This window comes from Pseudomonas sp. S12(2018), from assembly GCF_024355235.1.
Classification (GTDB): Bacteria; Pseudomonadota; Gammaproteobacteria; order Pseudomonadales; family Pseudomonadaceae; genus Aquipseudomonas; species Aquipseudomonas palmensis.
This window is the reverse complement of record NZ_QLAD01000004.1, coordinates 223,566-235,925: the sequence shown is the minus strand read 5'-3', so window position 1 is coordinate 235,925 and position 12,360 is coordinate 223,566. Positions and strand designations below refer to the sequence as shown.

General features: G+C 63.1%; 7 protein-coding genes. 5 read left to right on the top strand and 2 right to left on the bottom strand.

The genetic code is table 11. The features are described 5' to 3' along the window. Positions 1 to 5 precede the first annotated feature (5 nt). Positions 6 to 1,934 (bottom strand): hypothetical protein, encoded by a 1,929-nt coding sequence (locus tag DN388_RS11390; RefSeq protein ID WP_043863989.1) that lies wholly within the window; start codon positions 1,932 to 1,934, stop codon positions 6 to 8. A 199-nt stretch (positions 1,935 to 2,133) separates the two neighbouring features. Here DN388_RS11390 and DN388_RS11385 point away from each other — a divergent pair, with 199 nt between their 5' ends. The 3 genes from DN388_RS11385 to DN388_RS11375 are packed head-to-tail and all read left to right on the top strand — an operon-like array spanning position 2,134 to position 8,023. After that, the gene (locus tag DN388_RS11385; RefSeq protein ID WP_043863988.1) at positions 2,134 to 3,426 is read left to right on the top strand and encodes a hypothetical protein; all 1,293 of its coding nucleotides are present in this window, start codon (positions 2,134 to 2,136) and stop codon (positions 3,424 to 3,426) included. Beyond that, positions 3,423 to 5,414, top strand: coding sequence for a hypothetical protein (locus DN388_RS11380; protein ID WP_043863987.1), 1,992 nt, complete (start codon positions 3,423 to 3,425; stop codon positions 5,412 to 5,414). The genes DN388_RS11385 and DN388_RS11380 overlap by 4 nt, the downstream gene beginning before the upstream one ends. Continuing rightward, positions 5,411 to 8,023: a helicase-related protein gene (locus tag DN388_RS11375; RefSeq protein WP_080922933.1), complete on the top strand. Its 2,613-nt coding sequence runs from the start codon at positions 5,411 to 5,413 to the stop codon at positions 8,021 to 8,023. The genes DN388_RS11380 and DN388_RS11375 overlap by 4 nt, the downstream gene beginning before the upstream one ends. 226 nt (positions 8,024 to 8,249) lie before the next feature. Here DN388_RS11375 and DN388_RS11370 read toward each other — a convergent pair whose 3' ends face one another. Further along, entirely contained in the window at positions 8,250 to 9,164 is a 915-nt protein-coding gene (locus DN388_RS11370) for a LysR family transcriptional regulator (RefSeq protein ID WP_043863986.1), read from the bottom strand. 198 nt (positions 9,165 to 9,362) lie between these two features. Between DN388_RS11370 and DN388_RS11365 the strand changes: the two genes are divergently transcribed. Together DN388_RS11365 and DN388_RS11360 are read left to right on the top strand one after the other, a co-directional pair. Beyond that, positions 9,363 to 10,385: a zinc-dependent alcohol dehydrogenase family protein gene (locus tag DN388_RS11365; RefSeq protein WP_043863985.1), complete on the top strand. Its 1,023-nt coding sequence runs from the start codon at positions 9,363 to 9,365 to the stop codon at positions 10,383 to 10,385. A gap of 546 nt (positions 10,386 to 10,931) precedes the next feature. Then, on the top strand, positions 10,932 to 12,341 hold the full coding sequence (locus DN388_RS11360) for a hypothetical protein (RefSeq protein ID WP_082405692.1): 1,410 nt from the start codon (positions 10,932 to 10,934) through the stop codon (positions 12,339 to 12,341). The last annotated feature ends 19 nt before the right edge of the window (positions 12,342 to 12,360 follow it).

Genomic DNA, 12,360 nt, shown 5'->3' with positions numbered 1-12,360 from the left:
TTGCACTACGGGCGCACAAAAAATTCGTAGGCCTGATCCCAAGACGTCTGCTCAGGCAGCACGTCCGTGAGACGGACATCGATTGTGGCGAGCATCGTCCGTGCGATTTTGTCGGTGTCACCACCCTCGAATGCAGTCGCTTCGAGCGACTGCTGCAATGTTTTGAGCTCCTCGCGATAGGAGTCCATGCGCGCCTGTTCGAGTTGCTGCTCGGTACTGGCTGCCTGGAGCGCCTTGCGTTCGCCGAGAAGAGTATTCTTGATAGGGGTGAACATGAGGAACTGAAGTTCCAAGTGAGCGTTCAGGTCTTTGCTCAACATCTGATAACGCTCACCGGCCTGTCGTGTGATCTCTTGGCGTTGCCGCTCGTAGTCTTCTTCAATCTGCAGAATCTTCTGCTGGTAGCTGGCCTTAAGCTGATAAAGGGCCCCTGCCTCTTGGGAGGGAAGGCTGGCGATCTGCTGCTCGATCTGCTTCTGCACGGCCATGAGCTGACCTTTGCGAGCACGGTATTCCGAGAATACCGAGATACTGCCGGAAAACGGCAGCATGTCCTTCCACTCGAACTTGAATTCGGACATCGTTCCGACCAGCCCAGCGTACTGCGACAGGTTAATCGAGCCGTTGGTGAGCTGGGACATCGCAGACTGCATATCCTCCATTGCCAGCTTTCTACCTTGGCCTGCGAAGTGGCCAACATAAGCCGAGACAGCGAAGGAGAACCCAATCGAGAATACGGCGCCCAGTGCAATGGGGCCAAGGGCGCCAAGCGTGGTGCCAAACAGCGCTGTGGAGGCGATCTCGGAAGCCACCCATTGGCCCAGGAAGGTCGCCGTTGCGGTGCCTGCACTGTAAGCCAAGGATCCGCCCACGACTGACACCGTGGTGCTGATCATTGAACCGCCGAACTCCAAACTGTCGATTTCTCCTCGCGAGAACTTATAGATGTTCTGGCCAAGGCTGACAGCAATGTTGGCAACAGCCGAAGCGATGTTGCCTTTGATCATGTGGCCGCCTGCGTTCTTGAGTACGGTGTGTGAGGCGCTGTCGATCAGGTTCTGGCCAAGATGCTGAATGCCAGTGACCAGAACGGCATTGCCGGCACCCTTTATCGAGCTCAGAACAATGCGCTCGGCTGCCTCATAGCACTGCTCCATCGTAAGGGATTCATCGCTGCGCATGATGCCAAGTAGCTCGGAAGCGGCGCTTAGCGTTGCACCACCGATTGCTCCTGCCTTGGCTGCATTCGCGTATTGCATGCGATTGAACTCAGCGCGTACGCGGTCCTTTTCTGCGTACTCGGGGCCTTTGTCTTCCTTGGTTGTTTCTTTGACGAGCTCCTCCGAACTGCCTTTGCCGCGACGCTTGAGTGACTTGCTCTTGATGTCAGGGCGGTCGTCCGAGTGGATCGAGTCATCCAGGGTCTCAGCAGTCTTCTTGTAGTTCTTGCTGACCTCGGGCCGCTTCTGTGCGTTATTTTTCGCCTCGTCATTGGCAACGGTTCGGGCGTCAGCGAGCTGCTCCTCCGGGACGATCTTGCCTACGTCCTGATAGTCACCATGGTTGATGGCTTTGGTGCTGTCCTCGGCAGTCTTGTAGAACTTGAGCTGGTAGTCCTTGGAGCCATCAGGGGTGTTGATGCGAATGTCGGTGACTGGATCGTTGTGTCGCCCTACATCGAGGGTGGCTCGGTGGTTGTTGGCCCCTTTGCCAGCTGCTTCGATGTTGTATGAGCCCGCGTGGTGAGCCTCTGCGATTCGACCCTGCTGTTTATCCAGGGTCCAGTTTGCATACTCACCATCTTTTCTCGTGATCGATTGCTTGAGCATCACCGAGTATTGATCCAATGCATCGTTCAGGAACTGGTTCTGCAGTTCGTTGAAGCCAGCCTGCGCATAGAGAACACCCTGTTCGAGGGTCTCTTTCGTGTCCATGTCATCTCATCCTTCATATAGGTCGCCGAGGTGGCATCCAGCCTGTATTCAGGCAGGGCCAATCTGAGTGCATCGGCTGGTTCCGTTACACCATTCCCGGGACACGATCCGATCTGGTTGCGATTGCAGCATTTTGCTATCGTTAGCGGCCTTATGCCAGTACGAATACCGATCTTTCACGGATGAAGAGGATGTTGTAATGACCATGACCTGGGGGCTGTGTGGCCCGGATCATGCGGGCAGCGAGCGACGGACCCGCACACTCGATATCGGCGCGGCGGTTCGCGAGTACAACGAGCGAGCCGTGCCCGGCATGGGCGCTGTCTGGTACGCCAAGCAATTGCTGCTGGCGACCCTGGGTGTCGCCCTGGCCCAGGCCCTGCGCCGGCACGGAATGACGCACTCGAACATCGCCGCGGCCAATGCCGTCGAAGCCTTGGGCTGTTACTTCGCGCTCACCCATTACAACGGCCAGGGTGATAGCCGGGTGCGCGGCTCGGAGAAGCTGCGCGGCAAGGCCGGTTTCGACTTCAAGACCCTGTGCAAGCCCGGCTTCTATGTCAGCCAGCCGATGCGCATGGGCTCCGGCCAGGCCTTGCTGGCCCTTGGGCTGGTGCATGCCCAGGGCGAGCGCTTCAATGCCTTCGCCTGCACGGACTTCGGCCGTGAGTTCATCAATGCCAGCAGCGAGGATGACGGCGCGCTGCTGGAGACCCTGGTGCAATGGGCGCTGAGAGGCCGCGCGGTGGGTGACCTGAAGCCCGGTGTCCGGAAGCTGCTTTCACCGCTGCACGGGTTGCCCGCAGCCGCCTGTGCGCTGCTGTCGCGGCGTATCGACAGCGGTGCAGACGGGGGTGAACGCCGCGTCGCTATCCGTCGCTGGCTGGCCGCCCGTCACGCCGAGCCGGCGCAGGGGTTCGACTGGCGCCTGCGACCTGATGCCATCGACCCCGAGCACTGGAACGACCTGCACTACGGCGCGTTGTTCTTCCAGGTCCAGGATGCGGCCTACGATGTGCTCAACGCGCTGGAGCAGCATCTGGCAGTACTGAGCACGCTGCGCTTCAGGTTGGACAATGTCCTGCCCGAGCGTATCGCCACGCGCCTGGATCACCTGCGGCAACTGGCCCGCCTGTTCCTTGAAAACCCAATGGCGCAACGGACAATCACCGTGGCCGAGGCCTTCTGCCGCGAATGCGCGGACCCCGACGATGCGAGCCTGCTGACCCACCTGGTCCGCCGCGACGACCGGGTGTTGCGTCTGCGCGGCCGGGAGGTTGTGCCCGGCGCTGCATTCCTGCACCAGGGCGCGCCAATCGACGGCGACCGGGTGACCGACGAGGTTTCCGAGGTGCCAGTCCATGCAGCGCTGCCCGCCTGGATCTCCCACCGTGTTGAGCGCCTGCGGTGTCTGGACCTGGATCTCCAGGGCCTGGCGCAGGTCAGCACTTCAGCGAACCCGAGCACAGCCATCGAAGAGGTGAATCTATGAACCAGGTACCTGCTTCTCTCGTTCGGCACTTCGAGGTACCGGAGGGTTTCACCGGTCAGTTCGGCTGGCTGTGCGGCTTTTCCGCAGACGAGGGTTTCCTCAATGAGGCCCTTGAACGCTTCACCTACCAGCAGGCCAATCAGCGTGCCTATGCCGGGCAGACGCTTCTGGCGCTGATGCTGGACCCGCGTGCGGGCCAGATCGACCCCATCGGGGTGCCGGGCCTGCTGCACTTGCCGTGGGCCAACGGCAAGCTGCCGTTCAACCTGATGCACGCCAAGGTGGCGCTGCTGGCTTTTCGCAGCACGGACACCAGCGGTGCCTGGTGTCTGCGCCTGCTGGTGTCCACCGGTAACTGGACGCGACAGACCCTGGAACAGAGCCTCGACCTGGTCTGGTGCCTGGATTTGCACAGCGATGACCTGTCGTCGCCGTCCGACGCCACTCGGCAGGTGTGTGCGGACATCAGCAGCGCCTGGGGACTGCTGGGCTGGCTTCGCAGCCGTTACGACGGGCGGGCGCTGCAGGCTAATTCGGATACGAAAGACGTCGTAGAGCAACTGGACAAGTGTCTGCTCAAGCTGGTCAAGCCCTGTGCAGCCAACCTGACCCCGCGCTTCTTCGATAACCGCAACAAGTCCCTACTCGACCAGTTGTCAGCCAAGGTACTGCATGCCTCGGGCCGTGGCAGCGCGCGCAACTATTTGGCCATGGGCTCGGGTTTTTATGAATCGTCCCTGGCCGTCGAGCAGTCATCGGTCCCGCTGAGCATCGTCCGACGCCTGCGCGGTGAAGAGGGCGAGCCCCGTCTATTGACGGCGAGCAGTTGCGTGGACCTTTTCGTCAACGAGGCGAGTTGTCAGGGCATCGCTGATGCCGTCCCAGGATTGAAGGCGGCAGGCATCAGCGTAAAACCTGCGGCCCAGCCGGCCTGGTTTGCTGAGCAGCCCCAGCGCACCTTGCACGCCAAGTTCATCTTCAGCGCCAGCGAGGTCGGCCACTCGGGAAAAACCGCCAGCCCGTGGCTTTACCTTGGCTCGGGCAACCTGACCCGACAGGGCTTCACCCTGCAGATGGGGCGCTTGAAGGGCAACCTGGAGGCCGGAGTGGTCTTCGCTCCTGAACCGATGAACTGGTATCCGGCGAAGACGGCTGTCGCCGACCCGCAAGCGATCGGCTATCGACTACCGATCCAACGGGAGCAGGAGTGTGTCCCCGAAAACCTGCGTCAGGGCCAGGACCTCGAAGTGGGCGATGAGGTATTCGCCGCGGCCCCTGTCGCCTATCTGGTCTGGCGGGATGCTGAGACGCCGGAGCACGGCTGGTTGAGCGCCGACGAGCTTGCGCAGCCGGCTTGCTCGCTGCTGGACACGTCGGAGCAGTCGTGTGCCTGGGTCGAGGGGCAGGGCTTCGTCTGGTCCGGGTCGCGACCGCGGCAGGTGCGGATGGCATGGCAGGACGCCGGGGCTACCCGTACTGCCGTGGTACCGGTACTCGACGGATTCGGCCGTTTGGCCGCCACCGGCTTGCCGGACATCAGCCTGGAGGATGCTTGGCTGCAGCTCGACGGATTCCCCCACACCCCCGGGGAAGACGAACTGCCCAATGCGTTCGATCCCTCCCAGGACTCGCCTGACCGGCAGGGCAGCCGAGCATCTGCGGGGGAGGCTGCGCGCTATCCGATCCGGCAGATGATGGAACTGATCGAAAGCATCGCCGCAAAACAGACGGCCCTGGAGCCTCGGGACTGGCCACTGTGGTGTGCCCGCCTGGAGCAGTCCCTCAGCCAGGCTGCCGGCTGCGAGCTGTTGCAGCAGTTCCTGGCCCTTGAGCTCAATCCTCTCCACGCGCTGCGCCAACCGGCATTCAGGCCAGGGTTTGCGGAAACGGCGGATGGCCCGGAAGGCCAGCGCTACGAGACGGCACTAAGCACCATCGAAGCTCATTGGAAGCTCGGCAGTGCATTTCCCCTGGGAGCTGCGATATGACACGGACGGATTTCAGCTGGGCGAAGGTTTCGGCGGCCCTGCGTAGGCGGGTGGCGGAGCAGGAGCAATTGGCGTGGGAAAAGGGTGAGGCGGCTGCGCACCTGAACAAGGGCCAGTGCGCCAGCGTGCTGGCGCTGGCCGAGCGCATCGGCGAACACAGTGTCGTGCTGGCCGACGAAGTGGGCATGGGCAAGACCCGTATCGCCGTCGAGCTAATTGGTGCGGTCAACGAGGCTGGAGGCCGTGCCGCAATCATCGCGCCGCCGGGACTGGGCTATCAGTGGCAGGACGAGTTGAAACGCGGCGGCGTCAGCGTGCCCCCCATGCTTCGCGGGTTGCTGGGTTATTTCGAAGCCTGGGGGGCCGCAGAGGCCAGCGAGCAGACCCCGTGGTTCGAGGTGCCAACCGTGCTGCTGTCCCATGCTTTCGCCAATTGGCGCCTTGGAGAGGGCACCCAGCGTTGGCGCAGGGAGCTGGTGCCCGAGGTGTTTGCGCAGTGGCGCAAGGCAACCGGAAGCCGGTATCCGAACGGTTATCTGCACTCGGGTAAATACGATAAGTGGGTCACCAATACCGCAGCCAGTATCGTCAACGCACTCAGGGACAATCCCCGCCAACCTGCCAGTGCCTGGTTGAGCGATGTCACTGCACAGCACCCCTGGCCCCACCCGGAGGTCTACACCGACTACGGCAACGGCAGCCTCTATCGAAGCTGGCTGGAGCAGACCGTCGGGATTGGCCTGGGCACGTTCGACTTGGTGGTGATCGACGAAGCCCATAAAGGTCGCGGCAGCGGCGGTGGCCTCAGCCGTTTGCTCGGCATGCTCTGCGGCGCGCCGGATTGCCGACGCCTGTGCCTGACCGCAACCCCCGTGGAATTGAACGTCCAGCAATGGCGGCAGACCTTCCAGCGGCTGGGGCTGGACGAGGCCGTGTGCGACCGGCTTCAGCCGGTGATCGACGACTTTGACCAGGCCATCCGTCACCTGCGCATCCATTGGCGTTCGAGTGACGCCGCACGGCATCGTTACGAGACCGCGGCCAGCACCTTCCAGACCATGCTCCGTCCCTATCTGCTGCGCCGGGACAAGCGCGAAGACGCCGACGTCCTGCGCTTCACCGAACGCACCCGTGGGGAGAGCCATCGCAATACCCGCGAGCCGGTCAGCGTGGATGTTCAGCGCCTGGCGCTGCCCTGGCGCCAGGCGGTGTGCGCGACCGAGGCGCTCTCGGTGGCGTCGCGACTGGAGGAAAACGCCACGGCCAAGCGCCTGCGCTTGACCCTGGCCAACGGTCACGGGATCGCCGACCTGCTCGGGCAGATTGATGAACCTGTGGAACCGTCCGCATCGACGCCGGACCAGCCGCTCAATCCGCTCGATGAAAAGCGCCAGCAGCGCGTGCAATGGTGGTTGAAGAGCGCTGCCCAAGCGTTCCAGAGCCCTCATCACCTGTTCGAGCATCCGGCGATCCTGGCCACGATCAGCGCCATCGAAGCGGTGCACGAGCGCAAGGAGAAGGTCCTGGTGTTCGGGCGTTTCACCGCGCCCATGCGCGTCCTGGTACGCCTGCTCAACGCCCGGGAAATGCTGCGCAGGCTGGACGCCGGGGTGTACTGGCCGCAGAGCGTTATCCGCGCCGATGACACCGATGATCATTCCGAGTGGGCCGCGGTACAGGTTGCCCATCGCCAGTTGCAGTCGCCCCTGGACCTTGCCGCGATCCCTGAATTGCTGGCTCGCCAGTACAACAGCCAGGGCTCGCGCCGCGAGCAACTACGCCGACGCCTGCTGGAGTGGCTGGATGCGGGGCTGGGCGAACACGAGCAAGTGCCCCGGGCTATGTTCGGATGCCTCAGGGACGCCGAACTCAACAAGGACCTGGCTGACGCGGCCGAGAAGCATCCCGTGGCGCTGTTCACCCGGGCGATCCTCGACCTGACCGGCGATCCGGCCGGATCACCGACCCCCGAGCAAGTCTGCGCGGCCTTTCGTCAGTTGCTGGAGGCCGCCAGCGACAGGTACGCGGACGACAGCGACGTCGCCCAAGACGAAGTGGCCGTGCAATGGGAGCCGCTCCTCGCCCGCCTGCAGGATGAATATGCCCATCAAGAGGGTGGCTTCGCCCGCTTGATGTATGGCGGCACCGAGCAGTCCACCCGCCGCCTGTTGCAGATGGCCTTCAATCGCCCCGACAGCTTCCCCCGGGTGCTGGTGGCCCAATCCGCCGTCGGTCGCGAAGGTCTCAACCTGCACCTGGCCTGCCGCACCGTGATCCTCATGCATCCAGAATGGAACCCCGGGGTGGTCGAGCAGCAGATCGGCCGGGTCGACCGGGTGGGCAGTCACTGGAGTCGCCAACTGGACGAAGCGTTGGAGCGGGATATTCCAGCGGCGGAGCTACCGCGCATTGATGTGCATCCGGTGATCTTTCGAGGGACCTACGATGAATATAACTGGCAGGTTTTATTGGAGCGTTGGGATGACCTGCGTGCTCAGTTACATGGCGAGGTGATCCCTGCACGAGAGGCTGAGGGAGATTTGGAGTATGAGAAGGTGTTGGCGAATTTGCAGGCTAGCGCGCCATGCTTTTCTCCGTTGCGGCGATGAATGCAGACTGTCATCGCGATGGTGTGCTGGTCAGGATATTGCCCAGACGCTTGGCAGTTTGCGAGCCGCCTCTACAGGACAACAATGACGGTTGGGGGCATCCTTTTCAAACCATCCAAAGCATGCCCTCAAATATGCCCAAAATGTAGCAATTAGCTGGAAGTAAATGGCTCTTTGAGGCTCGGAAAAAGTAGAAATGACCAGCTAACAAGCATGCGCGAAGCCCCTAAAGACTGTCAGGGTCGCCAAAGAACATCTGAATCCGCGACCGCAACCACCGCTCCCCCGGATCATTGTCCTGCGACCCGCGCCACGCCATATGCAGCTCGAAGCTCTGCACCTCCAGCGGCGGGTCTTCGGCGCGCAGGCCGCCGGCGGCGGTCAGCTGCTCGGCGGTGTAGTCCGGCACCGTGGCGAGGATGTCGGTGCCGGTCAGCAGGCTGCCCAGGCCGTTGAACTGCGGCACGGCCAGCACCACATGGCGCTTGCGCCCCAGCTTCTCGAGGATCTCATCCATGAACCCGCTCAGGTCGCCGGCAAACGACACCAGGGCATGCGGGCGTGCGCAGAACTCATCCAGACTGAGGCTGCCCGGCTTGCTGTCGGCACGCAGCACCTTGGGCCTGCTGCGACGCAGCACCTTGCGCTTGGCATTGGCCGGCAGGTCGCTGGTCCAGCTCACGCCCACCGAGATTTCACCCGACGCCAGCAGCGAGGGCATCAGCAGGTAGTTGACCCGGCGCACCACCAGCACGATGCCCGGCGCCTCGGCGCGCACACGTTTGAGCAGTTGCGGCAGCAAGGCGAACTCGGCGTCGTCGGAGAGGCCGATGCGAAACACCGCCGTGCTGGTGGCCGGGTCGAAGTCGGCAGCGCGGCTTACCGCCGTGGAGATGGAGTCCAGCGCCGGGGAGAGCAGGGCGAAGATCTCCACCGCCCGCGCCGAGGGCTCCATGCTGCGCCCGGTACGCACGAACAGCGGGTCGTCGAACAGGCTGCGCAGGCGCGACAGCGCCGCACTGATGGCCGGCTGGCCGAGGAACAGTTTTTCCGCGGCGCGGGTGACGCTGCGCTCGTGCATCAAGGTCTCGAACACGATCAGCAGGTTCAGGTCGACGCGACGCAAGTCGTTACGGTTCATCGGCTTCGCTTCATAGGTCTGGTCGGGGCAGGGGTGAATCTTAAGGGCAAAGACGGTACCCTGCACCGCATAAATTGCGCAGCAGGCGCTATCACCAATCAATGACAGGCATGTTGACTATTAATGGCCACTGATGGTCTAACCGCTATAGCCCCGATAGAGTTGCGGGTATTAGAGGTTCACTAGGCGAGGTTTGCGATGTCCCGCATGATCCGTTTTCACAAATTCGGCCAGGCCGAGGTGCTCAAGTGCGAGGACGTGGCCACGCCGCAACCGGCTGCCGGTGAAGTACAGGTGCGGGTGCAGGCTATCGGCATCAGCTGGTACGACGTGCTGTGGCGGCAGAACCTGGCGCCGTCCCATGCGCGCCTGCCAGCCGGCATCGGCCACGAAATGGCCGGTGTGGTGACCGCCCTCGGCGCCGGCGTCGACGACCTGGCCATCGGCGACAAGGTCGCCAGCTTTCCGGCCACCAGCCCCAACGAGCACCCGGTGTATGGCGAGGTCATCGTGCTGCCGCGCAACGCACTGACCCGCTACCCCGATATCCTCAGCCCGATCGAGGCCAGCGTGCACTACACGCCGCTGCTGATCGCCTATTTCGCCTATGTCGACCTGGCGCGGGCCAAGGCCGGGCAGACCGCCCTGGTCACCGACGCCAGCCACTGCGCCGGGCCGGCCTTCGTGCAGCTGGGCAAGGCCCTGGGCCTGAAGGTGATCGCCGCCACCAAGGACAGCGCCGAGCGCGACAACCTGCTCAAGCTGGGGGCAGAGAAGGTCATCGTGACCGAAGAGCAGGACCTGCTCATGCAGATCAACAAGTACACCGACAACCGCGGCGTGGACATGGTGCTCGATGGCCTGGGTGGCCCGCAGATGTCGTTGCTGGGCGATGTGCTGGCGCCACGCGGCAGCCTGGTGCTGTACGGCCTGCAGGGCGGCAACCAGACGCCGTTCCCGGCCTGTGCGGCGTTCCAGAAGAACATCCAGTTCTTCGTGCACTGCGTGAGCAACTTCACCGGCAAGCCGGAGCTGGGCATCACCCAGGACCAGGTGGCGCTGCAGCGCGCACTGCGCGATATCAACCAGTTCACCGCCGACCGCCAGGTATTGCCACACATCATCAAGGCCTACCCGTTTGACGAGGTCGTCGCCGCACACCGCCACATGGACGAGTGCCCGTGTGGAGGCCGCGTGGTACTGGTGCTGCCTGACGCCTGACAGGCTGCGCGACACGCCAAGCCCGAGCCGAGTCTCGGGCTTTTTTGTGGAAATTTCTTATTAAAGTTTCAGATGTTTCCTATTTAACTTGTGCGGACTAAGTACGGCGCTTGCGTTATGTTGTGGGCGTGGGAATAAAGACTTTCCGGTGTCCGTAAAATTACATCTTCGCGTGGAAGGGCTGCTGTTTCCTATGGGCGTCGGGCACTGTCGTGCCTAAGGCGGCGCTGTTCATCCAACCATCAATCATCTCAAGGAGCGAGATATGGTGTGCCAGCTGTACTGTTCATGGAGGTGGGGCCCTCGCACGCAACGCGCCGGGGGGCGCTGTCCGGGGCAAGGGTGGTCATCGGGCGATGCTGTTTCGATCTGAGTCGGAACAATCGTAGGAAGTTGTAAGAAACATCCTAAGACCATCATTCTTTTTTTAATTCACTTTGCCGTTGTTACGCAACGATGTCCTGTTACCCGCATCGGGTAACTTCCGGCTGCCGGCAGTCGTTATCGAATCAGGTATACACCATGAGTACCCTCCACGATCAAGCCATGACTCACATTTACCAGCAGGTCTTGCAGCGACTGCTCGAGTGCCTTACCCAGGGCCAGCGCGCGTCGCTGCAATTGCTTATCCAGCGCATGCTGGTGGCCGCCGGCGGGATCGAGCGCATAGGCGACTTCAAGGTGATGCTGGCCCATGGCGGCGGCAAGGACAGCTCCTTCGCCCTGGCGTTTCTGCGCGCCGCGCAGTTGAGCATTGCGGCGCGTGCGCCGGCCACCTTCGAGCTGCGCGTGGTCACCGCCCGCCATGTGGGCATGTCGACGGCGGTGATCGAGAACATCGAGCGTGGCTATTCGGCGCTGGTGCTGCATGACGACCTGCGGGTCGAGCTGCTGGTGTTGGACGACGGCGGCCTCCAGCACTTCGATGCACTCAAGCCGCTGTCGCCGCGTCAGCAGCAGGTCGAGCGGTTCGACACCCTGGTTGCCGGGCACCTGACCGCCGGCCAGGTGCGGCCGATGTTCTGCAATCGCTTCTACCTGGCGCTGGCCGAACTCTACCGCCAGGGCATGGGCTGGGAGGGCGGGGTGGACGCATTGATCAACGCCGACCCGATGCCCGAGCGCAAACGCTACCTGGCGTGGGGCCGCCGCATGATGCGCGAGGCCGGGTTGAGCAGTGCAAGGCCGGCCCACTCACACCCTGGCGCCCTGTTGCAGGGCCTTGGCCAACTGCGCCGCATCTACCTCAACGAGGTGCTGGGGCTGCCAGCCGAGCCCCTTCGGCAGGTCCCGGGCCCCCGCCGTATCCCGCGCTTCATCGACATCGCCGACCTGCTGCAGGACAGCCAGCAGGGGCAGAGCGTGCTGCTGCTCGAATTTCTCAGGTTTCGCTATGACGAGCTGGCCCTGGGTTTCAGCCAGTCGGCCTGTGCCAACCCGTTGCTGATGGCACACCTTGCCGGGCTGCGCGCGCAGTGGGTGCAGGGGCAGGACTATGCGCTGGGCATTGCCGAGCACCTGCAGCAGGTCAAGGCCCAGCTGCGGCGCAAACCGGTGCCGGCGGCGCTGCAGGCACTGGCCATGGAAACCTGGCAAGACCGCGAGCGCCACGGCCAGCGCCGCCGCCTGGCGGACGACTTCGCCCTGCAGGGCTACAACCTCAACGAAGAACAGCTGGCCTGCCTGCTGTTCGCGCCCTTCGTCGACCGCGGGCGCAACCTGGAGCGCTTCGTACAGGCGCGGCACCCCGGCATGCAGGCGGCGCTGCCCTACCTGCACAAGGCACTCAAGGGCGTACCCTCGCCACAGCCCATGGTGCAATGGCTGGAGGAGATCAGCGGCTTGTCCCTGAGCACGCTGCAGATGCTCTACCAGCGCGAAAGTGAAGCGGCCGCCGGTGGACGTTCGCTGCTGGCGCGGGCCCGCGACAGCGATCCGGGCCGGTTGCGCCATTGATCCGCTGAGGTTGCCAAGC

Bases quoted from the DNA above. Each gene is read 5' to 3' on its own strand.
- DN388_RS11390 (WP_043863989.1), bottom strand. From the start codon at position 1,934: ATGGACACGAAAGAGACCCTCGAACAGGGTGTTCTCTATGCGCAGGCT.
- DN388_RS11385 (WP_043863988.1), top strand. From the start codon at position 2,134: ATGACCATGACCTGGGGGCTGTGTGGCCCGGATCATGCGGGCAGCGAG.
- DN388_RS11380 (WP_043863987.1), top strand. From the start codon at position 3,423: ATGAACCAGGTACCTGCTTCTCTCGTTCGGCACTTCGAGGTACCGGAG.
- DN388_RS11375 (WP_080922933.1), top strand. From the start codon at position 5,411: ATGACACGGACGGATTTCAGCTGGGCGAAGGTTTCGGCGGCCCTGCGT.
- DN388_RS11370 (WP_043863986.1), bottom strand. From the start codon at position 9,164: ATGAACCGTAACGACTTGCGTCGCGTCGACCTGAACCTGCTGATCGTG.
- DN388_RS11365 (WP_043863985.1), top strand. From the start codon at position 9,363: ATGTCCCGCATGATCCGTTTTCACAAATTCGGCCAGGCCGAGGTGCTC.
- DN388_RS11360 (WP_082405692.1), top strand. From the start codon at position 10,932: ATGACTCACATTTACCAGCAGGTCTTGCAGCGACTGCTCGAGTGCCTT.